17 protein-coding genes are annotated in these 20,836 nt (G+C 70.5%); 5 read left to right on the top strand and 12 right to left on the bottom strand.

What is annotated here, in order from left to right:
• Entirely contained in the window at positions 1–945 is a 945-nt protein-coding gene (locus CHC05_RS33155; RefSeq protein WP_089254582.1) for a choline/ethanolamine kinase family protein, read from the bottom strand.
• Between the two features lie 135 nt (positions 946–1,080).
• Here CHC05_RS33155 and CHC05_RS33150 point away from each other — a divergent pair, with 135 nt between their 5' ends.
• The gene (locus CHC05_RS33150) at positions 1,081–3,483 is read left to right on the top strand and encodes a GcvT family protein (RefSeq protein ID WP_089254581.1); all 2,403 of its coding nucleotides are present in this window, start codon (positions 1,081–1,083) and stop codon (positions 3,481–3,483) included.
• A gap of 267 nt (positions 3,484–3,750) precedes the next feature.
• Here CHC05_RS33150 and CHC05_RS33145 read toward each other — a convergent pair whose 3' ends face one another.
• The 5 genes from CHC05_RS33145 to CHC05_RS33125 all read right to left on the bottom strand — a co-directional run bounded on the left by CHC05_RS33145 (position 3,751) and on the right by CHC05_RS33125 (position 10,051).
• A complete protein-coding gene (locus tag CHC05_RS33145) occupies positions 3,751–5,316 on the bottom strand; it encodes an MFS transporter (protein WP_218824768.1) in 1,566 nt (521 codons plus the stop codon).
• Between the two features lie 214 nt (positions 5,317–5,530).
• Positions 5,531–7,681, bottom strand: coding sequence for a putative bifunctional diguanylate cyclase/phosphodiesterase (locus CHC05_RS33140; protein WP_089254580.1), 2,151 nt, complete (start codon positions 7,679–7,681; stop codon positions 5,531–5,533).
• Positions 7,682–7,683: 2 nt separating this feature from the next.
• The gene (locus CHC05_RS33135) at positions 7,684–8,499 is read right to left on the bottom strand and encodes an SAM-dependent methyltransferase (protein WP_089254677.1); all 816 of its coding nucleotides are present in this window, start codon (positions 8,497–8,499) and stop codon (positions 7,684–7,686) included.
• 91 nt (positions 8,500–8,590) lie between these two features.
• The gene (locus CHC05_RS33130; RefSeq protein WP_089254579.1) at positions 8,591–9,100 is read right to left on the bottom strand and encodes a patatin-like phospholipase domain-containing protein; all 510 of its coding nucleotides are present in this window, start codon (positions 9,098–9,100) and stop codon (positions 8,591–8,593) included.
• 111 nt (positions 9,101–9,211) lie between these two features.
• Complete coding sequence (locus tag CHC05_RS33125) at positions 9,212–10,051, bottom strand: GNAT family N-acetyltransferase (RefSeq protein WP_089254676.1); 840 nt, start codon at positions 10,049–10,051, stop codon at positions 9,212–9,214.
• Between the two features lie 155 nt (positions 10,052–10,206).
• On the opposite strand from CHC05_RS33125, the gene CHC05_RS33120 reads away from it, so the two are divergent.
• Entirely contained in the window at positions 10,207–10,818 is a 612-nt protein-coding gene (locus CHC05_RS33120) for a PadR family transcriptional regulator (protein ID WP_089254578.1), read from the top strand.
• 362 nt (positions 10,819–11,180) lie between these two features.
• Here the strand turns inward: CHC05_RS33120 and ispG are convergent, their stop codons facing one another.
• The 5 genes from ispG to CHC05_RS33095 all read right to left on the bottom strand — a co-directional run bounded on the left by ispG (position 11,181) and on the right by CHC05_RS33095 (position 16,086).
• Complete coding sequence (gene ispG, locus CHC05_RS33115; RefSeq protein ID WP_089254577.1) at positions 11,181–12,353, bottom strand: flavodoxin-dependent (E)-4-hydroxy-3-methylbut-2-enyl-diphosphate synthase; 1,173 nt, start codon at positions 12,351–12,353, stop codon at positions 11,181–11,183.
• Positions 12,354–12,388: 35 nt separating this feature from the next.
• Positions 12,389–13,627, bottom strand: coding sequence for a M50 family metallopeptidase (locus tag CHC05_RS33110; RefSeq protein WP_089254576.1), 1,239 nt, complete (start codon positions 13,625–13,627; stop codon positions 12,389–12,391).
• Complete coding sequence (gene dxr / locus CHC05_RS33105) at positions 13,624–14,817, bottom strand: 1-deoxy-D-xylulose-5-phosphate reductoisomerase (RefSeq protein WP_089254675.1); 1,194 nt, start codon at positions 14,815–14,817, stop codon at positions 13,624–13,626. Before dxr ends, CHC05_RS33110 begins: the two co-directional genes overlap by 4 nt.
• 47 nt (positions 14,818–14,864) lie before the next feature.
• Positions 14,865–15,389: a YcxB family protein gene (locus CHC05_RS33100; RefSeq protein WP_089254575.1), complete on the bottom strand. Its 525-nt coding sequence runs from the start codon at positions 15,387–15,389 to the stop codon at positions 14,865–14,867.
• Between the two features lie 160 nt (positions 15,390–15,549).
• On the bottom strand, positions 15,550–16,086 hold the full coding sequence (locus tag CHC05_RS33095) for a GNAT family N-acetyltransferase (RefSeq protein ID WP_089254574.1): 537 nt from the start codon (positions 16,084–16,086) through the stop codon (positions 15,550–15,552).
• Between the two features lie 50 nt (positions 16,087–16,136).
• On the opposite strand from CHC05_RS33095, the gene CHC05_RS33090 reads away from it, so the two are divergent.
• Complete coding sequence (locus tag CHC05_RS33090) at positions 16,137–16,973, top strand: YhjD/YihY/BrkB family envelope integrity protein (RefSeq protein ID WP_089254573.1); 837 nt, start codon at positions 16,137–16,139, stop codon at positions 16,971–16,973.
• 201 nt (positions 16,974–17,174) lie between these two features.
• On the opposite strand, the gene CHC05_RS33085 is transcribed toward CHC05_RS33090, so the two are convergent.
• Complete coding sequence (locus CHC05_RS33085; RefSeq protein WP_089254572.1) at positions 17,175–19,352, bottom strand: MMPL family transporter; 2,178 nt, start codon at positions 19,350–19,352, stop codon at positions 17,175–17,177.
• Between the two features lie 100 nt (positions 19,353–19,452).
• On the opposite strand from CHC05_RS33085, the gene CHC05_RS33080 reads away from it, so the two are divergent.
• Both CHC05_RS33080 and CHC05_RS33075 read left to right on the top strand, forming a co-directional pair.
• A complete protein-coding gene (locus tag CHC05_RS33080; RefSeq protein ID WP_179266485.1) occupies positions 19,453–20,166 on the top strand; it encodes a TetR/AcrR family transcriptional regulator in 714 nt (237 codons plus the stop codon).
• Between the two features lie 89 nt (positions 20,167–20,255).
• Complete coding sequence (locus tag CHC05_RS33075) at positions 20,256–20,744, top strand: GyrI-like domain-containing protein (protein ID WP_245871344.1); 489 nt, start codon at positions 20,256–20,258, stop codon at positions 20,742–20,744.
• The last annotated feature ends 92 nt before the right edge of the window (positions 20,745–20,836 follow it).

Here is a 20,836-nt window from a genome sequence, read left to right as displayed (position 1 = left end):
TCATAACGGGGTGGCCGGGCGGCCCGCGGCGGTGTCGATCAGACGACCCAGGTCGGGCGCGTCGAGATCGTTGGTGGCGCGGGCCCATTTGTCGGCCGCTTCGTTCCAGTAGTCGAACGTCGACCCCGGCGCCCGCAGCAGCCCGTGGTGCACGGAGAACCAGAGCGTCCAGGTGACGTTGGACAGGATCAGGTTGAGCCGCACCCGCGCGTGCAACGCGGGCGTGCTCTCTGTGCCGAAGTAGGCGGCCGTCAGAGCCGCCGTCCGGTCGGGGTCGAAGTCGGCCTCGGCCGCTATGTCACCCAGCTCGAAAGCCGGGTCGTTGTTGCCGGACAGCTGGTAGTCGACGATGCGTACCTCGCCGGCCACGTCGATGAAGTTCTCGGGGAGCAGGTCGTTGTGGCACGGCCTGGTTTGTCGTTGTTCGACGGCCCGCGCGATCGCATCCACTTCGGACTCGCGATCGTGGTAGCCGGCCGGCACTCGCAGGTCGTGTCGCGCGCAGAGGTCGAGGAGTTCCCGCCGCTTGGCGACGATGTCGAAGTCGTTGGTGAACCGCGGGCCGGTGTGGAGCTTGCGGCAGGCGGCGGCGATCTTCCGGATCGTCGCGGGGTCGCGCACGTCGTCGGCGTGCAGCGTGCGCCCGGGCAGGAACTCGAGCACGAGCGCGGGTACGTCCGGCATCACCTCGATCACCCGGGCCCCGGCCCCGCTGTCGGCCGCGCGCAGGGTGTTCTCGATCTCCTGCGCGGGCGAGACACCAAGACCAGCGGCGGAGACCGCCGGATCGAGTACGCGCAGCAGGTAACTGCGCCCGCCGGTGTCGACCCGCCAGATGTGGTGCGACAGTCCACCCGCGATCGGGGTGGTGCGCACCGGCCGCCCGGCGAAACGCGGCACACGCCGCAGCACCTCGTCGGCCTCAGGTCGCTCCGCCATCCGCATGCCCGCCTCCGCATGGCGCGTCTTAGGCGGGAGTGTTCGCCTCCGTGATCACCCCGGTCAATACTCACGAGGATAAAAGTTCACTGACCGGATAGCTGATTTGGTCATACCTTTTTGGGTGGTAGGACTGCGCAGGTGCGGACTGATGCGCGTGTGGTGATCGTCGGCGGCGGGGTCGCGGGCTGCAGCATCGCGTACCACCTGGCCCGGCTCGGCTGGACAGACGTCCTGGTCGTCGAGCAGCACGAGCTGACCGAGGGAACCACCTGGCACTCGGCGGGTTTCGTCGGCCAACTGCGCTCGACGATCAGCCAGACGCGCATGATCATGTACTCGTCGGGCCTGTACGCGGAGCTGGCCGGCCTTGGCTTCGACTCCGGGTGGCGCGGCGTGGGCGGTGTCCGCCTGGCCACGACCGCTGCGCGGGTCGAGGAGCTGCTGCGGCAGGCGTCGTCGGCGACCACGTACGGGCTGTCGCTGGAGCTGCTCTCCCCTGCTGAGCTGGCTGACCGTCTTCCGTTTCTCGAGGTCGCCGACGTGCTGCTGGCGGGTTGGCTCCCGGGCGACGGCTACCTGCGGCCCGACCGGTTGGCCGGCGCGCTCGCCGCGGGCGCCCGCGCGCTCGGGGTCTCGTTCGCCACCGGCACGGCGGTGACCGGGGTCGAGGTGGTCGACGGCCGGGTGCGCGCGGTGCACACGTCGCGGGGCCGCGTCGCCACCGAGATCGTGGTCAACGCGGCGGGCGCGGCGGCCGGTCACGTGGGCGGGCTGGCCGGGGTCTCGGTCCCGGTCGTGCCGATCAAGCACCAGTACGTGGTCAGCTCCCCGCTGCCGCTCTCCGACGTGCCTGCCCTGCCGACGGTCCGGGACCCGGACCACATCGTCTACTTCCGGGGCTCCGACGAGGCGGCGACACCGGACGGGCTGTTGATCGGCGGCTACATCCGCACGCCGTCGGTGTGCTGGCCTGCTTCGGGCCCGCCGCTGGCGTCGCCACGGGCGCTGTTCCCGCCGGAGCTGGACCTGTTCGCGGAGTCCTGGGCGGCGGGGCAACATCGGGTGCCTTCGTTGCGTTCGGCCTCGATCGCCCGGGTGGTCAACGGCGCGGAGGCCTTCACCCCCGACGGCGAGTTCCTATTGGGTGAGACCGCGGTGCGCGGCTTCTGGGTGGCGGCGGGCTTCTGCGTACACGGCCTGGCCGCCGCCGGTGGTGTGGGCAAAGTGCTGGCCGAGTGGATCGTCGACGGCCAGCCCGAATACGACGTGTCGCATATGGACATTCGCCGCTTCGGCGCGCACGCGGCCAGCCGTTCCTGGGCAACGGCGAAGGCGCTCGACGCGTACTCCCGCTACTACGACGTGGTCTATCCCCACACCGAGTGGACGGCCGGACGACCGTTGCGCCGGTCGGCCATCTGGCCGCGGACCGGTGCGGCTGCCCTCGGCGAGAAGGCCGGGTGGGAGCGGGTCAACTGGTTCGGTGTGCGGCCGGGTGACCCCGACGCGGCCCGCCCCGCGGGTTGGGCCGGTCGCACCTGGTCGCCGGCGATCGCGGCCGAGTGCCGGGCCACCGCGTCGGCGGCGGGACTGTTCGACCAGTCGTCGTTCGCGAAGCTCGACGTCCGCGGCGCCGGCGCGGCCACGTTCCTGCAATGGATGTGCGCGAACGACGTCGACCGCCCGGTAGGCGGCGTCGCCTACACGCAGTTGCTCAACGCCCGCGCGGGAATCGAAGCCGACCTGACGGTGACCCGCCTGGCCGAAGACCATTTCCGCGTGGTGACGAGCACGGCGTCGGGTGTACGCGACGCCGCGTGGCTGCGCCGCCACGCCCCCTCGGACGTCGTGATCGACGACGTCACCGGCGCCTCCGGGTGCCTGTGCCTGTGGGGCCCGGCGGCACGCGAGATCGTGGCACCGCTGGTCGACGGCGACCTGGACGCCCGCTTCATGCGGGCGAGCCGAATCACCCTCGGACCGGTGCCGGTGCTGGCCCAGCGGGTCACCTTCGTCGGCGAGTTCGGCTGGGAGCTCTACGCGAGCACCGAGTACGTGTTGACCTTGTGGGACCTCCTGGTCGAAGCGGGGGCACCGCACGGCTTACGACCGGCCGGCTACCGCGCGATCGAGTCGATGCGGCTGGAGAAGGGCTACCGCGTCTGGGGCTCCGACATCACCCCCGAGACGACGCCGCACGAGGCCGGGTTGTCGTTCGCCGTCCGCACGGACAAGGACTTCCTGGGCAGCGAGGCCCTCCGTGCTGCCGCCCCCGAACGCCGCCTGCGCTGCCTGGTCCTGGACGACCCGTCGATGGTCTGCCTGGGCACGGAACCGGTCCGGACAGCCGGCGCCGCGGTCGGCCGCGTGACCTCAGGCGGCTACGGCTACCGCGTCGAGGCGTCGATCGCCTACGCCTACCTGCCGTCCACGGTGGCCGAGGGCGATCGGGTCGAGGTAGGCATGTTCGGCGAATGGCAGCACGCCACAGTCACCCGAGAACCCTTGTACGACCCGGACAACACCCGAATCCGAGGCTGACACGAGTCTGGACGAGGTCGGGCTCGACCCACGGACGACGCGCGGCTCTGGACCACGTGGGCAGGGCCCGCGGGAGGAGGCACGGCCACCCCGACCACGCGTCGACGAGGCACTTCGGCTTGCCCGCTGTTCCGACGCGACGGCGCGGCTCAACTGGTTCCGCTTCGAGCCCAGCAGGCCGACCGTGCCACAGCCATTGACGAACAACGCCTGCCGAGCGCCGAGGCCCGATCGCCGCACTGCTCCAGAATCTCGCCGAACGGCGACCTACGCTTCAACCCGATCCGCACCCTTCTCCCGGCCGCATCCAACGGCCTCCGCATCCACTGCCGCAGTGCGCCCATCCACCGCCACGCCCGTGACCGCATCGGCTCCCGCCGCCGCGGTGCCTGGTGCCGTGCGGGCATCTGCCGCCACGCCCGCCCGCATGTCGGCGCCCACGCGCGCATCTGCCGCCACGCCCGCCCGCATGTCGGCGCCCACGCCCGCATCTGCCGCCATGCCCGCGCCTACTGCGGCGCCCGCGCCCTCGACAGCCGCCACGCCGGCGCCCACCGCCGTCCCCGCGGCGCCCGCGATCACCGCCGCGTCTGTGGGTGGGTCGGTGTCGTCGGCGTCCGGGATCGGTTCGCCTGCCAGGCGCCGCAGTGGCGACAGCCAGGCGACGATCACCCCGAGCCCGCTCATCGCTGCCGTGACGATGATCGCGGTCCGCGGGTTTGTCGTCTCCGAGACGACGCCGCCGATGAGGGCTCCGAGTGGCCAGCCCACGCCGAACGAGAGCATTCGGCCGGCCGTGTTCACGCGGCTCTGTAGTCGGTCCGGTGTGACGCGTTGCCGCAGTGTGATGGCCGTGAGGATGACCACCGAATAGACGATCGCCCACAGGGCCAGCAGCACCGCGGCCACCATCCAGTTGGTGGCCAGCCCGCACGCCAAGCCGAACAGCGCCGACAAAGGCAGGAACCACAACGTGACCCTCGGCTCTCCCATGCGCCGGGCGACGCGTGGGAACAGCAGGGCAGCCACGATGCCGCCGGCACCCCAGACTCCATAGAGGACACCGAGCCGGGCGTCCGGTGCGCGGACTCCCAGCGTCTGGTCGAGCCAGGGCACGAACTGGCCCATGAACGCCCCGCCGGTCATCGACTGCAGGCAGCCGACGATGGTCTGCGTGCGCACGATGGGTTGCCGGCCCAGGAAGACGAGGCCCTCGCAGATGTCGCGCAGCAGGCCCGGCGACGGGCCCACCTCGCCGACCTGCAACGGTGCCGCGATCGCCCGCACCAGCAACGCCGACACCGCGAACGAGACCGCGTCGACGACCAGCAGCGGTGCCGGCTGGGCCACCGTGAGCAGCACGCCCGCGAGGCCCGGCACGACGAGCTCCAGCACCGTGCCGCCGCCGTGGACGGCCGAGTTGGCGGACGCGATGCGGGACCGGCCGACCAGGGCCGGCAGGGCGCCGAAGTTGGCGGCGTCGAAGAAGACGAAGAAGATCTGGGTCAGGAACGCCACGACCAGCACGTGTGGCGCGGTCAGCACGCCGAAGGCGTAGGCGGCCGGGATCGAGCCCAGCACCACCGCGTTGACCAGGTCGGCGGTCACCATCACCCGGCGGCGGTCGAGGCGGTCGGCGAGGGCGCCGGCGAACAGGCCGAAGCACAGGTAGGGCAGGCCCTCGGCGACGACGACCAGCGCGGTCCAGAGTGCCGAGCCGGTCACCGAGTAGATCAACACCGGCAGCACGACGTAGGTCACCAGCGAGCCGGTGACCGACACCATCCGGGACAGCCAGTAGCGACGGAAGTCGGTGTCGGCGAGGAGAGTCACGCGGACATCATGCCGGGGGGCACCGACAAAATACGTTGCCGCGTCGATTTCCGTACCCCATGATTGGTCTCAGGTCAAGGGGCCCCAAAGACACCGCGCACTCGGAAAGCGCGAACGCACCGGTGCGATTTACCTCTCTCATCGCACCGGCGCGAGGCGGCGGGCGGGCGCGCGTGCCAAAACGTGTGTCCGCCCGCCCGTCAACCGTCGAACCTCAACCCCCCGGCATCTCCGCCGAACGCAGCAGCTCGGCAATCGTCGCGGGCGCGGCAGGCGTGCCGAAATGCCGACCCTGCCCGCTGTCGCAACCCAGCGCCGTCAACCGTTCCACCTGCTCCAGCGTCTCCACCGACTCCGCGGTCACCGACAGCCCGAGCGCGTGCGCGAGCCGCACCAGCGCGTCGACGATCCGCTCGGCGACCACGCTCGCCGGATCCTGCGCCCGCATCCCGTCGACGAACGGGCCGGCCAGCTTGAGGGTGTGGATCGGGAGCTGCCGCAGGTACGCGAGATTCGAGTAACCGGTGCCGAAATCGTCGATCGCCAGCCGTACGCCGGTGCTCGCCAACCGCCGCAACGCCCGCACCGGCTCGCCACCCGGCGCCATCAGGGCGCTCTCGGTGAGCTCGAGCTGGAGCAGGTCCGGCGGCAGTCCACTGTGGCGCAACGCGCCGGCGACCTGGTCGACGATCTCCGGGTCACTGACCTGGCGGGCCGACAGGTTGACGCTGACCATCAGCCGGGCGCGCGGAAACTCCTTGTGCCACCGGCCGGCCTCGGCGCAGGACCGCTCCAGCACCCACTGGCCGAGCCGGATGATCAGACCGGTCTCCTCCGCCAGCCCGATGAACTGGTCCGGCGAGAGCAGCCCGAGCGTCGGGTGCTGCCAGCGGATCAGGGCCTCCACCGCGCGCATCCCACCGTTGCCGAGTGAGACGATCGGCTGGTACTCCACGACGAACTCGTCGCGGGCCAGCGCGGCCGGCAGCGCCGCGGCCAGCGCGGTGCTGGTCGCCTCGCGGGCGGCGCGCTCCGGGTCGTAGCGGGCCCACCGGCCACGGCCGCCCTCCGCCTTCGCCCAGTAGAGCGTGGTGTCGGCGGCCTTCATCAGGTCGGCGGCGGTGCCCTCGGTGACGAACCGGTCGACGACGCCCACGCTCGCTGACACGGCGAGCTGGTTCGCTCCGATGTAGACAGGGTCGGCGACGGCCCGCAGCGCCGACTCGGCCACCTCGATCGCGGTGCCCTCCTCGTCGACGTCCTCGACCAGGATGACGAACTCGTCGCCGCCCATCCGGGCCACCAGGTGACCGGCGCCGGCACCCGCCTCGGCGAGCCGGCGCGCGACGACGATGAGCAACTGGTCGCCGACGTCGTGGCCGAGGGCGTCGTTGATGGCCTTGAAGCCGTCGAGGTCGAGGAAGCAGACGCCGACGCGACGGTCGTGCTCGCGGTCCTGGAGCACCGCTTCGAGCCGTTCGAAGAAGAGCGTGCGGTTGGGCAGCCCGGTCAGCGGGTCGTGCAGGGCCTGGAAACGCAGCCGCTGCTGCAACGCGTACCGCTCGGTGATGTCCTGGACCATCGCCACCGTGAAGCGTGGCCGCCCGTCGTCGTGGCGGATCAGCGTGACCGCGAGGTCGGTCCAGAGCTCGCTGCCGTCCTTGCGGAAGTAGCGCTTCTCGATGCGTACCCGATCGCGTTTGCCCTCGATCAGGTCTTCGTAGAGCTCCCAGATCCCCGGGGCGTCGCCGTCGTGGAAGAGCGTGCTGACGTTGAGTTCGCGAAGCTCGTCGCGCGAGTAACCGAGCATGTCGGCGAACGACTGGTTGACGTCGACGATCTGGCCGGTCAGGTCGCCGATGCCGATGCCGATGGCGGCACCGCTGAACACCGCGCGGAAGCGGGCCTCGCTGTCCCGCAGCGCCTGCTCCGCCTCGTTGCGCGCCTCCCACGCCGACCGGCTGATCCGCTCCTGCTGCGCGAACGTGCGGTCGCGCAACGCCCAGGCGAACCCTTCGGCCAGCGCCGCCTGCAGCCGCGTGAGCCGGGCCGCCTGGTCCGGCAACGCCAGGCCCGGCACCACGTCGTCGACCAGATGCTCCGTGAGCGCCCGCAGCGACCAGCCGAGCGTGTCGGGCTCGGTGAGGTTGGCCTCGACCAGCGCCCGACCGACCTCGCGGGCCGGCTCGGCACTGAACTCCTCCGCGGCCAGCGCCTGGGCGAGCCGGACGGCGTGCCCGGTCAGCAGCTCCTGCACCTGTTCGCTGGTCATCGGCACGAACGCACGACGGGCGATGGCGTGCGTCCATCGCCCGGCATAACGCTGTGCGCCCGAGGTGCTGATCTCCGGAGCGGAGAGTGCCATTGTCAGCCCGCGGCCGGCTTTCGGGCGACCCCACCGAACGCGCCGAACCGCTCGGGCTGGTCGTCGACGTCGTCAGGCGAGTCCGGACGCCACAGTGGCATGTGGACGACGCCGGGTTCGAGCAGCTCCCAGTCGCCGAAGTAGGCGGAAACCTGGGCCTTGGACCGCAGCGTGATCTCGGTGGCGGTGCGCGCCGACAGCTTCTGCGCGTCGAGCATCTCCTGCGGCTGGTCCTCGTACGTCGAGTGGGAGATCACCAGGTAGCTGCCGGGCGGCACGGCGTCCCGCAGCGCGGCCATGAGGCGGTCGGGATCGTCGCTGTCGGGTACGAAGTGGACGATGCCGGCCAGCAGTACGCCGATGGGCTTCGTGAAGTCGAGCAGACCGGTCTCGCGCGCCTCGGAGAGGATGTGCGCCGGGTCGCGGACGTCGGCCTGGATGACGGCGGTGAGCGGGTTGTCCTCCAAAATGGAGCGACTGTGCGCGACGGCGACCGGGTCGATGTCGACGTACACGATCCGGGCCTTCGGGTTGATGCCCTGAGCCACCTCGTGCACGTTGCCGACGGTCGGGATGCCGGAGCCGATGTCGAGATACTGGTCGACGCCGAGGCGGGTGAGCTCCGCGACCGCGCGGCGCAGGAAGGCCCGGCCCGCGCGCATGGTGTCGGCCAGGTTCGGCGTCATCGCGGCGATCTGCTGGGCGAGCTGCCGGTCGATCTCGAAGTTGTGTGCCCCGCCCAGGAAGTAGTCGTAGACCCGGGCGGCGCTCGGCCGGCTTAGATCGACCTCCGTCGGTAGCGCCCTGGACTGTTCCATCGTCCGCCTTCGTTCGATGTCGCTGGGCTCGTGGTCGCGCCCGAGCATACTTCTTCCGTGCGGCCGTGCGGTGCTACCCGCGTCGCACCTCCTATTTTGCTCCGTCGGCGGCTGGCACCGGGGTGGCTGCTGGGGAAGCTTTTGCGGGCAGTTGCTCCGCGAGCATGCCGGCCTGGTGCGCGAGCGCGCCGACGACCGCGGGCACGACGGGCAGGACCCAGTCGGCGACGACGCCGGTGTGCGGAAGGTTGAGGATCAGCACGGCGGCCGTCGCACCACCGAGCCCGTGTACGAGACCGCGCCAGGCGGCCCGGCCGGTCTGGGTAACCGCGGCGATGCGCGCGGAGCGTCCGGTGAGGGTGGGGAAGGTGCTGAGCGCGCGGGCGTCCCGGCGGCCGAAGTTGACGCCGGACACGGCCGCGGTGACGGAGGTGCCACCCACGACGGCCGGCAACAGGTCGCGGGTCATCATGTAGAGCACGAGGAAGGCGCCGAGGCCGATCCCGACGGAGATGGCGGCCCGCTTCCATTCGCGCTTGTCGCCGGGGTACCAGTAGTACTTGACCGTGCCCTCGGAGACTTGCTTCTCGATCCTGCCCACCGAGGACCTCCAGTGACGTTTGGTGTCTGATTCGTCACTTAGCGTAGAGGGCGGGCCGATTCCGGCAATCGGAGATTAGCCGAGGAATCCCATCATCTGGGAGGCCTGGGGTCAGAACAGGACCGTCGCGAACTCGCCGACCGGACGGAAACCACAGCGGTCGTACGCCCGACGGGCCGGCTCGTTGTAGTCGTTGACGTAGAGGCTGACCGTGGGGGCGACCCGGCGCAGCGCGTCGCGCATCACCGCGGCCAGGGCCGGCGCCGCCAGCCCCTTGCCGCGCCAGTCGGGCGCGACCCACACACCCTGGATCTGCGCGGTGTGTTTGGTGACGACGGCGAGCTCGGCCTTGAAGATCACTTCACCATCGACCACGCGGGCGTACGCGCGGCGGGCCCGGACCAGGTCCGCCACCCGCCTCCGGTAGCCGACGCCGCCGTCGTCGAGCATCGGCGAGACGCCGACCTCCTCGGTGTACATCGCCACCGCCGCTGGAAAGAGCAGATCGGTCTCCTCGGTGCGGACGACCCGCACGGCCTTGTCGACGCTCAGGTCGGGCACCGCGTCGGCCATCAGCAGCGGCTGGTGCGGGCGGACATCCCGGGCCGGTCCCCAGTGGTCGGACAGCCGCTCCCAGAGGCCGAGGACGGCGTCGGACCGCCCGACGATCGACGAGCAGGTGCGGTCCTCGGCGGCCAGCCGCTCGGCGAACGCCGCGACCGCGGTTGGCCCGGCGTGCACGGGGGTCAGGTGGCCACCCAGCCAGCAGAGCGCCTCGACGTGGCGGCGCGACCCGTAGCCGAAGACCCGCCCGTCGGCCCGCCACCAGGCGAGCCCGCGCGCGGCGACCCGCTCGGCCACCTGGGCCGCGCCATAGGGGTCGGTGTCCAGCAAGCGCTCGACCGCTCCCCGCTCGGTCTCGCCGAGCTGCCGGACGGGCACCATCAACACGTTCTCAAGGGTGCCAGATCGCGGTGCGAACGGCTTCCCCCGGTTTCGGCCCTTGATCATCTCCTTGTTCGTTGTGAGCCAGCTCACTGCGTGTTGTCGACGATGCATTGCCGATATATCGTCAACGTATCGACAACAGATCGGAGGACGACCAGATGAGGTTCCAGCGAGAAAATCTTCATCGCGGCCATCACGGTGGCCATGACGCACGGATGCGCGGTCACGGCTTCCCGGGGGGCGACTTCGGTGGCTTCGGCTGGGGTGCCGGCGGCTTCGGCGGCGGCCCGGGTGGCGGCCGCGGGCGCGGCGGCCGAGGGGGACGCCGACCCAACGTGCGCGCCGCCCTGCTCGCGCTGCTCACCGAGCGGCCGATGCACGGCTACGAAATGATCCAGGAGCTCGAGCAGCGCACGGGCGGCATGTGGCGGCCCAGTCCGGGCTCGGTCTACCCCACCCTCCAGCTGCTGGAGGACGAGGGCCTGATCGCCAGCACCACCGAGGGCGGGCGCAAGAGCTTCGCCCTGACCGAGGCCGGCCAGGCCGAGGCGACCGAGGCTGCCGCGCAGGCTCCTTGGAGCGCCTTCGAGGCCGCCGGCGCCGTCAACAGCTGGCAGGACATCCGCGAAGCGGCGATGGGCACGATGAACGCGCTTCGCCAGGTGCTCCGCACGGGATCGGACGACCAGCGCACCCGCGCGGCCGAGGTACTCGACGAGGCCCGCCGCAAGCTCTACGCGATCCTGGCCGAAGACCCCGAGACCCGGTGATGCTCAACGCGAAAGGCTCCACGAGATCTGCTCTCGTGGAGCCTTTCGTCTCTCTTGGCCTCCGGCCGCAGCCGCCGGACCCGGCACCCGGGGATCAACCGCAAGCAGGGTCTCGCCCGAAGCCGCCGCCGCGCCGGCTGGCTCTCGGCAACCCCAGCCCAGCGACAGGCTCGCGACTGACCGCCCACCTGCCTGCGGCGGTGTCGCCTCGGCGGCAGGGGCTCGGTTTGGGGGTTTCGCTGACCGTGACCCGACGCGGGGCTGGCGAGCGGAGCGCAGCGCAGCGGTCCCTCGCGGGAGGAACGGTCCGCACCACCGCGAACCCGAGTCATGATCCAGACTTTGACCCTGCGAGAACTCGTCTAGTGGACCGTGACGGTCGGGCCGATGGCGAGCTCGCGCAGCTCCTCCGGCAGGTCCGCGCCCATCTCCTCGGCCAGGCGGACCGCCTCGGCGATCAGGGTCTCGACAATCTGCCCCTCGGGCACCGTCTTGATGACCTGGCCCTTGACGAAGATCTGGCCCTTGCCGTTGCCGGACGCCACGCCGAGGTCGGCCTCGCGGGCCTCGCCCGGGCCGTTGACGACGCAGCCCATGACGGCGACCCGCAGCGGCACCGGCAGGCCCTCGAGCCCGGCGGTGACCTCTTCGGCCAGCTTGTAGACGTCGACCTGGGCCCGGCCGCAGGACGGGCAGGAGACGATCTCCAGGCCGCGCTCGCGCAGACCCAGCGACTCGAGGATCTGCTGGCCGACCTTGACCTCTTCGACCGGCGGCGCGGACAGCGACACCCGGATGGTGTCGCCGATGCCCTCGGCCAGCAGCGCGCCGAACGCGACCGCCGACTTGATCGTGCCCTGGAACGCCGGGCCGGCCTCGGTCACGCCGAGGTGCAGCGGGTAGTCGCACTGTTCGGCCAACTGCCGGTACGCCCGGATCATCACGACCGGGTCGTTGTGCTTCACCGAGATCTTGATGTCGCGGAAGCCGTGCTCCTCGAACAGCGAGCACTCCCACAGCGCCGACTCGACCAGCGCCTCGGCCGTCGCCTTGCCGTATTTCTGCAGCAGTCGCTTGTCGAGCGAACCGGCGTTGACCCCGATCCGGATCGGCACCCCGGCGCCCGACGCGGCGACGGCGATCTCCTTGACCTTGTCGTCGAACTGGCGGATGTTGCCGGGGTTGACCCGGACTGCCGCACAGCCGGCGTCGATCGCCGCGAACACGTACCTCGGCTGGAAGTGGATGTCGGCGATGACCGGGATCTGCGACTTCTTCGCGATCGCGGGCAGGGCCTCCACGTCGTCCTGCGACGGCACCGCCACGCGGACGATCTGGCAGCCGGACGCCGTGAGCTCGGCGATCTGCTGCAGCGTCGCGTTGATGTCGGCCGTCAGCGTGGTCGTCATCGACTGCACCGACACCGGCGCACCACCACCGACCGCCACGGAGCCCACCTGGATCTGGCGGCTCTGCCGGCGTGGGGCCAGCGGCGGGGGCGGAACGGCCGGCATGCCGAGACTGATCGCGGTCACGGGAACACTCACCTCGGAACGGTTGTGCGCGGGATCTAGAAGAGCGTGATGGGGTTGATGATGTCAGCAGTGATCGTCAGCAGGGTAAAAGCCCCACCTATCAGGATAACGACGTACGTAACGGGCATCAGCTTGTAGTAGTCGACGCGCCCTGGGTCGGGCTTGCCGAGCCGCGCGGCGACCCACGACCTGGCCCGCTCGAACCACGAGATCGCGATGTGGCCACCGTCAAGGGGTAGCAGCGGCAGCAGGTTGAACACACCAATAAAGAAGTTCAACGAGACGAACAGCAGGACAAAGATTTCCCATGCGCTGTGTTCGACGGCCTCGCCACCGAGCCGGCTGGCTCCGACGACGCTGATCGGGGTGTCGGCGTCGCGCGGCTCGCCGGTGACCGCGTCCCAGAGGGCGGGGATCTTCTGCGGGATCCGCTGGAGCGACTGCACGGTGCCGACCGCGAGGTTGCCGGTGTAGTCGGCGGTGGCGGGCACGGCTTCGACCGCGTTGTATTTGACCATGACGGGCACGCCCGGCGGCGGGATCGGCCCCTGGACGCCGAGGGCGCTCACCGCGCTGACCGGGCCTTCCGGGTTGTCGACCGGAGGCCGCTGCACCGAGGCGAGGTTGACGTTGACCTGCTGGTCGGCGCCGCCGCGCTGGTAGTTGACCGTCGCCTGGGAGCCCGCCGGGAGCTTGCGGATCTCGTTGACCAGGTCGTTGTAGGTCGCCACCGGCACACCGTTGATGGCGGTGATCTTGTCGTCGTCCTGGAGGCCGGCCTGCTTGGCCGGGCTCGCCGGGTCGCCGGGGATGCAGTCGCGGTTGGCGGTCGCTCCGACGATCACACAATCAGTGATCTTGACGTACGCCGGCTGCGGTTTGGCCAGTTCCGGGTTAGGCAGGCCGATGAACATCGCGGCCAGCCAGAGCGTGACGATGGCCAGCAGGAAGTGGGTGACCGAGCCGGCGCTCATCACCACGGTGCGCTTCCAGAGGGGGAACCGCCACATCGCGCGCGGCTCGTCGGCCGGGTCGACGTCGTCGTCCTGCGGCGTCATACCGACGATCTTGCAGAAGCCGCCGAGGGGGATGCCCTTGAGCCCGTATTCGGTCTCGCCACGCTTGAACGACCACAACGTCGGCCCGAAGCCGACGAAGTACTTGGTCACCTTCATGCCGAAAGCCTTGGCGGTGAGCATGTGCCCGGCTTCGTGCAAACTGACCGATATCAGGATGACAAGGGCGAAAAGCGCCACACCGATCAGATACATCAAGCTCCCCTCACCGCTGACCCGATCAGTTCCCGCGCCTGCCTCCGGGCCCAGGTTTCCGCGGCGAGCACGTCATCGACGGTACCTGGTTCGGCGAAGTCGGGTGCGGCCGTGAGGACTTGCTCGACGGTGTCCACTATGCCGAGGAAGGGCAAACGGCCGGCCGTGAAGGCGGCCACACACTCTTCGTTGGCGGCGTTGTAGATCGCCGGCCGGCACCGCCCCGCCCGGCCCGCGTTCTTGGCCAGCTCGACCGCCGGGAACGCGGCGACGTCGAGCGGCTCGAAGGTCCAGGTGTTGGCCGTCGTCCAGTCGACCGGCCTGGCCGCGTCGGGCACCCGGTCGGGCCAACCGAGGCCCAGCGAGATCGGCAGCCGCATGTCGGGCGGGCTGGCCTGCGCGATCGTCGAGCCGTCGAAGAACTCCACCATGGAATGGATCACCGACTGCGGGTGGACGACAACCTCGATGCGGTCGTAGTCAACGTCGAACAGCTCGTGCGCCTCGATCACTTCGAGCCCCTTGTTGACCATGGTGGCCGAGTTGATCGTGACCACCGGCCCCATGTTCCAGGTGGGGTGGGCCAGGGCCTCGTCGGGCGTGACCTCGGTGAGCTCGTCGCGGCGGCGCCCCCGGAAGGGCCCGCCGCTGGCGGTGAGCACCAGCTTGCGCACCTCGCGCTCGGCGCCGGACCGCAGGCACTGGGCCAGCGCGGAGTGCTCGGAGTCGACCGGCACGATCTGCCCGGGCCGCGTCACCGCGGCCTTGACCAGGCTGCCGCCGGCGATCAGAGACTCCTTGTTGGCGAGCGCGAGGGTACGGCCGGCCTTCAGCGCGGCCAGGGTCGGCGCCAGGCCGAGCGAGCCGACGACGCCGTTGAGCACCAGGTCGGCGGGCCATTCGGCCAGCTCGGCCATGGCGGTCGGCCCCGCCAGGATCTTGGGGATGCGGAAGTCGCCGGTCGCGTAGCCCTTCTTGGCCGCCTCGGCGTAGAACGCGAGCTGGAGATCCTGCGCCGTGGACGCCCTGGCCACCCCGACGGCCTCGACGCCGAGCTCGAGCGCCTGGGCGGCGAGCAGGTCGACATTGCCGCCACCGGCGCCGAGCGCCACCACACGGAACCGCTCGGGATTGCGGCGCACGATGTCGACGGCCTGAGTGCCGATCGAACCCGTGCTGCCGAGCAGGACAATCTCGCGGGGCGCGGGCCGGTTTGCTTGGGTCACTCGGTCATTCTCCCCTATCGGGACGCGGGGTCCGAAGTTGTCCACAGGCCGGCGCGGGGAGGTGGCAGAAGGCCGTGCCGCTCCAGCAGGTCGCGCAGGTCGGCGCGGTCAGTGCTGGACAGGGCCCCGATCGGCACCGGGATGTACTGGTTCCGCGCCTGGAACAGCAGCAGCGTGTTCGAGAAGATCTCCGCACGCAGCAGTGCCGTCCAGGGCATGCGCGACTCGCCGTCGTCGTAGCGCCGCAGGACGCCGTCCTCGTCGAACTCGTACTCGATGGTCATGCCGGCGGTCGCCCGCTGCTGCCGTCGCACCGACGCCACCATGAAGCTTGGCGACGCCAGCAGCACCAACCCGATGACGATGATCGCGGCGTCGAGCGCCAGGTCGCCGCCGTCCAGCACCGCGATGGCGACGATGCCGAGCGCGAGCACCAGCAGTCCCACGGCCCAGAAGCTACGGAACACCCAGCGCGACACGTGGCGGAGGGCCGCGACGGGCCGCCGGGGATCCGGGGCGGCGACGATGACGATGCGCACCGGAGGAGGGTAGATCGGCTGCCTGGTCCGGCGGGTGCCCGGTCAGCGATCTGCCGCCGGTGCGCTGCGGCTCGAGGCCGCTCGAGGCCGCAGGTGACGGCCCGCGGCAGGTGCCCGCCCGCGGCCGCAGGTGGCGGCTCGCGGCGGTCGGCCGGTCCGGTCAGCGATCGCCGGCCGAGAGCCGGTAGGTGTCCAGTTCGATTCCGCCGTACCAGGTTGTCCGGGTTCCGACCGAGGCCATGCCCAGCCGGTGAGCGACGGCGACCGAGGGCGCGTTGCCTTCCCGGATGACCGCGTAGATCTCCTGGAGGCCGGCCGCGAACACGCGGTCGATGGCCGCGCGCGCTGATTCCGTCGCGTAGCCGTGCCCCCACGAGTCCGGATGCAGATGCCAGCCGACCTCGATGTCGTCGCTCGGCTCGTTGTCGACGCCGGGCAAGGGCACGACGAGCACCGAGCCGGCCGTGGCGCCGGTGTCACGGACGTCGACCGCCCAGATCCCGTGCAGGTCGTCGCTCCGGTCCCGCCACCGCCGGACGACGGCCAACGCCTCGCTCGGGCTCTCGAGCACACGCGGCCGGGCACCGAGCCACTGGGCAACCTCCCAGCGGGACAGCATGTCGAAGACCCGAGCGACGTCGGCGTCGCTCTCGGTCCACTGCCGAACGATCAGGCGATCCGTCTCGAAGACCGTCATGTCCAGGGATGTTAGGGAGTGCCGGTCGCCCTTCCGGGGAAAGTGAGGGCATGATCGAGGGCCTGGGAAGGGTGGCGCGAGCCGCGTTCGCCCCCTTGCGTGGCCGGGACCTGTCGCTGCACGCGGCCGCCATCACGTTCTACGGCGCGATCGCGATCGTCCCGGTCTCGCTCCTCGCACTCTGGCTCACCGGCCTCGTGGTCGGTGCTGACCGGGTGCGTCGACTGACCGCGTACGCGACGGACACCCTGCCCGCATCGATCGGCGCCGACCGGGCGGCGGCCGCGCTGGTCGAGGGTGGCCTCACGCTGACACCATTGCTGGCTCTCGCGGCCCTGCTGCCAGCCTCGTTCTACGGCGAGGGCCTGCGGCGGGCGTTCGTGTCGGCGGCGGAGCCCGGCACGGAACGCCTGGTGGGTTGGCGCGGCCGCCTGCTGTTGCTGCCGTTGCTCGCGCCGACGCCCGCACTGGTGCTCGCCACCATCGCCGCGTTGCCCTACACGACGGGCCTGGTCCGCCGCGGTGGCTGGTCGGTGGTGCTAGGCGTGGTCCTGTCGTTCCTGGCCGTTTGGCTGGTCCTGACGCCCGTGCTGATCTGGGTGTACCGGGTTGTCGGCCCCGGCCGACCCGACTGGCGCTCCACCTGCCTGGTGGGTTCGTTCACGGCCGCCAACCTGTCCGGCTTCCTGCATGGGTTCGTCCTGTTCACCTCCTTCCCGCTGGACCTAGGCATTCCTTTCGGTGGCTTCGACGCGGTCGGGGCCGCAGTGGCGGTGCTGCTCTGGCTCTACCTGTTCCACGTCATCGTGCTGGCCGGGTATTCCGGAACGCTCGCACTCAGCAAGACCCTCGCCGAGCGTCATGCGGCAGCGGCTCGCGCGGCCTGAACCAGATCGACCACGTGGTCCGGCCCTTAACACGCCGGCCCTGGCACGGACCCGCGCGACCCAACCAGATCGACCACGTGGTCCGGCCCGTCGCACGCAGGCCCTGGCACTGACCCGCGCGGCCTAGCCAGAAAGACCAAGTGGTCTGGCCCGTAGCACGCGGGCCCGCCTCCGGCGCACACCCGCGGGGCAAGCGGGTTGTCAGCCCGCGCGGCCACTGGCCGTCAGGGCGTCCTCCTTGGCCGCCGCGTCCGGGTGGGGGTCGAGCTCACGGATGCCGAACCGGCGGTAGACCGCGCCGAACGGTCCCGGCGCCCACCAGTTCCAGCGGCCGAGTAGTCGCATCGTCGCCGGGACGAGAAGTAGTCGGACCAGCGTCGCGTCGACGATGATGGCCACGATCATGCCGACGCCGATCAGCTTGATGAAGGCGATGCCGCCGCTGGCGAAGCCCGCCACGACCACCGTCAGCAGCAAGGCGGCCGCCGTGATGATCCGGCCGGTGTGTTGGAGGCCAGACGCCACCGACGCCGTGTTGTCGCCGGTGCGGTCCCACTCCTCGCGTACCCGGGACAGCAGGAAGACCTCATAGTCGGTCGCCAACCCGAACAGGACGGCCAGCATCAGGATCGGGTTGCTGGGTTCGATGAAGCCGGTCGGCGTGAACCCGAGGAAGTCGGCGAAATGCCCGTCCTGGAAGACCCAGACGACCACGCCGAACGAGGCGCCGATCGAGACGAGGTTCATCAGGACCGCCTTGATCGGCAGGACGATCGAGCCGAACGCCAGGAACAGCAGGATCAGCGTCGCCAAGGCCATGATCAATGCCATCCACGGCAGGTGCGCGACCAGGCTGTCGATCAGGTCGATGTCAGCCGCGGTGCGACCACCGACCAGGATGTCGACGCCGTCGGGCGCCGGCAGGTCACGGATCGCCCGCACGACGCCCTGGGCCGCGTCACCGGTCGACTCACCGTGGTAGGTGACGGTGAGCAGCGACGACGCCCCCTCCGACGCGGTCACCTGGACCCCGGTCACGTCCGGCAGGCCGGTCACGGTCGAGGCCAGCCGCTGCGCCTCGGCCTGGCCGCCGCCGGACACCAGCACCTCGATCGGCCCGACCGTGCCACCGGCGAAGTCGGCGCTGATCGCGTCGGACACCACCCGCGGCTCGGAGCCAGGCGGCAGCACCCGCTCGTCGAAGCCCCCGAAGCTGATCCGCAGGACGGGTGAGGCGAGGACGGCGAGGACCACGACGACGCCGGCCGCGTACACGATGGGTCGGCGCATCACGCTCCGCGCGATCCGGGCCCAGGCACCGTCACCGCCGGTGTGCTCCGGCCCGCGCCGCCAGGGCAGCGGGATGCGTAGTGCGTTGACCCGGTGACCGAGCACGGCCAGCAGGGCCGGCAGCGCCGTCAGTGCCGCCAGCATCGCGACCAGCACGGCGGCCAGCCCGCCGAAGCCCATCGAGCGCAGAAACGACTGCGGGAAGATCAGCAGACTGGCCAGCGCGAGCGCGATGGTCAGGCCGGAGACCAGGACGGTGCGACCGGCGGTGGCCATGGTCCGCCCGATCGCCGCGGGCGGCTCGTGCCCGGCGGCCAACTCCTCGCGGAATCGACTGACGATGAACAGCGCATAGTCGACCGCCATACCCAGCCCGATCAGCGTGATGATGTTGACCGCGAAGACGGACACGTCGGTGACCATGTTGATCAGCCGGACGACGACCAGTGACCCCAGGATCGCGATGCCGCCGATCATCAACGGGGTGGCCGCGGCGGCCAGGCCACCGAAGATCAGCACGAGCAGGACCAGCAGCACCGGGAGCGAGAACATCTCAGCCCGGGCCAGGTCTTCGCTCGTCTGCTTGTTGGCCTCGTGGAGGAACGGGATCGTGCCGCCCGTGCGCGTGGTGATGCCAGGTGCGGTCAACGCCGGCTCGATCGTCTCGTACGCGCTGGTCTTCCCGTCCGGGTCGATGGCCTTGAGCTGGACCATCGCGTAGGTGGCGTGCCGGTCCCCCGAGACCAGCGCCGGCGACTGGGTGTCGTAGAAGCTGGTCACGCTCGCGACCTCAGGCAACGCCCGGACCTTGGCCAGCGTCGCGGTCACCGGGTCGCGGAACCCGGGGTCGTCGACGGCCGCGGTCGCGTCGGAATAGAGCACCAGCACGTCGACATCCTGGTTGCCCAGCTCGGCGATCGTGCGGTCGCGGAACTGCGTCGACTCGGACTTCGGGTCGTCGAACCCACCGCCCGTCAACGCGCCGAACACACCCGTGCCCCAGGCCGCCCCCACCAGCACCAACGCCGCCGCGGCGGCCAGCACGAGCCAACGGAACCGGACCACCGCCCGCCCCCACCATGCGAACATGGATCCCCCCAGAGATCTGTGCCAAACTACGAACAGCGTTAGGAGAATGAACGCCGTTAACTATGGCAACGGTGTTCCCGGGAGTCAAGGGAGTTCGCGTTTGAGCGCGCCGACACGCCGTGAGCGCCTCCGCACCTCGACTCTCACCGAGATCAAGGACGAGGCCCGGCGGCTGCTGGTCACCGGAGGCCCGGACGCCATCTCCCTGCGCGCGATCGCCCGCGAGATGGGCATGACCGCGCCCGCGATCTATCGCTATTTCGACAGCCTCGACGCGCTCGTCGAAGCGCTCGCGGGCGACCTCTACATCGAGCTGTCCGAGGTCGTCTCGGCCGCCAAGCACGACGCCGGCGATGATCCGGTCGCGCAGATCATGGCGATGGCCAGGGCGTTCCGCGAGTGGTCGGTCGCGCACCCCGCCGAGTTCGCCTTGATCCTCGGCAGCCCGCTGCCCGGCATCGTCGCCTTCCAGGAGAGCTGCGACGACGAGCACCATCCGGGCGTCGAGTTCGGGCGCCCGTTCATGGAGACGATCAACGCGCTCTGGCTCCGCGAGCAGTACCCCACCCCGCCCCGCTCGATGATGGAGGAGCGCCTGGCGGCCCACCTGGAGCCGTTGCGCGCCGGCCACGGCGAAGAGGTGCCGATCGAGGTGGCGTGGGCGTTCCTGAGCGGCTGGTCACGGCTCTACGGGCTGGTGTCCATGGAGGTCTTCCATCATCTGCGGTGGGCGGTGTCCGATCCGGGCGCGCTGTTCGAGATGGAGCTGCACTCCTTCGTCGGCCAGTTCACGGGACAGAGCGACAAGAGCTGACCCACTCGGGCGTACGCACGGCGGCGTTTCTGTCGGAGCCCCCGCACATAATGGTCCGGTCGCATCGAGCCACCACGAAAGGACCGGCCGTGACCACCGAGCCCACCGTGACCGACCGTCCGGCGCAGGACTACATCGCCATCAAGCGCACGGTGACGATGAGTTCGATCGCCGACATCGCCGACCGCATCCCTGATCTGTTCACGTTCCTGAGGCAACGCGGCATCGCGCCGGTCGGCCCACCGTTCCTCAAATACAACGTGATCGACATGGCCGGCGACCTCGAGATCGAGGCCGGCGTCCCGGTCAACATGCCCGTCGCCTGCAGCGGCGAGATCTTCGCCGACGTCCTACCCGCGGGCCGCTACGTGACCGTCACCCACGTCGGCCACCCCGACGAGCTCCTGGACGTGACCGCCAACCTCCTCGGCTGGGCACACGGCCGCCACCTGGAGTTCGACCACCACGACTCCCCCGCCGGCGACGTCTGGCGCTGCCGACTAGAGACCTACAACTCCAACCCGGCCGAGGTGCCGGTCGACAAATGGGAGACGGAGCTAGCCTTCCTACTCCGCTGACCAGCCCGACCGCCGTTACCGCGGCTCCGGCGGCGTCACTGTCCGCGGCGGATGCGGCCTCGGGCGGCGTGCGCTGTCGACGCGGGTGCGTC

The organism is Asanoa hainanensis (assembly GCF_900188485.1).
Classification (GTDB): domain Bacteria; phylum Actinomycetota; class Actinomycetes; order Mycobacteriales; family Micromonosporaceae; genus Asanoa; species Asanoa hainanensis.
This window is presented reverse-complemented; position numbering and strand designations above follow the sequence as displayed.

Excerpts from the sequence above, each read along its gene's own strand:
- CHC05_RS33155 (WP_089254582.1), bottom strand. The coding sequence starts at position 945 with ATGCGGATGGCGGAGCGACCTGAGGCCGACGAGGTGCTGCGGCGTGTG.
- CHC05_RS33140 (WP_089254580.1), bottom strand. The coding sequence starts at position 7,681 with ATGGCACTCTCCGCTCCGGAGATCAGCACCTCGGGCGCACAGCGTTAT.
- CHC05_RS33135 (WP_089254677.1), bottom strand. The coding sequence starts at position 8,499 with ATGGAACAGTCCAGGGCGCTACCGACGGAGGTCGATCTAAGCCGGCCG.
- CHC05_RS33120 (WP_089254578.1), top strand. The coding sequence starts at position 10,207 with ATGAGGTTCCAGCGAGAAAATCTTCATCGCGGCCATCACGGTGGCCAT.
- CHC05_RS33095 (WP_089254574.1), bottom strand. The coding sequence starts at position 16,086 with ATGACGGTCTTCGAGACGGATCGCCTGATCGTTCGGCAGTGGACCGAG.
- CHC05_RS33090 (WP_089254573.1), top strand. The coding sequence starts at position 16,137 with ATGATCGAGGGCCTGGGAAGGGTGGCGCGAGCCGCGTTCGCCCCCTTG.
- CHC05_RS33085 (WP_089254572.1), bottom strand. The coding sequence starts at position 19,352 with ATGTTCGCATGGTGGGGGCGGGCGGTGGTCCGGTTCCGTTGGCTCGTG.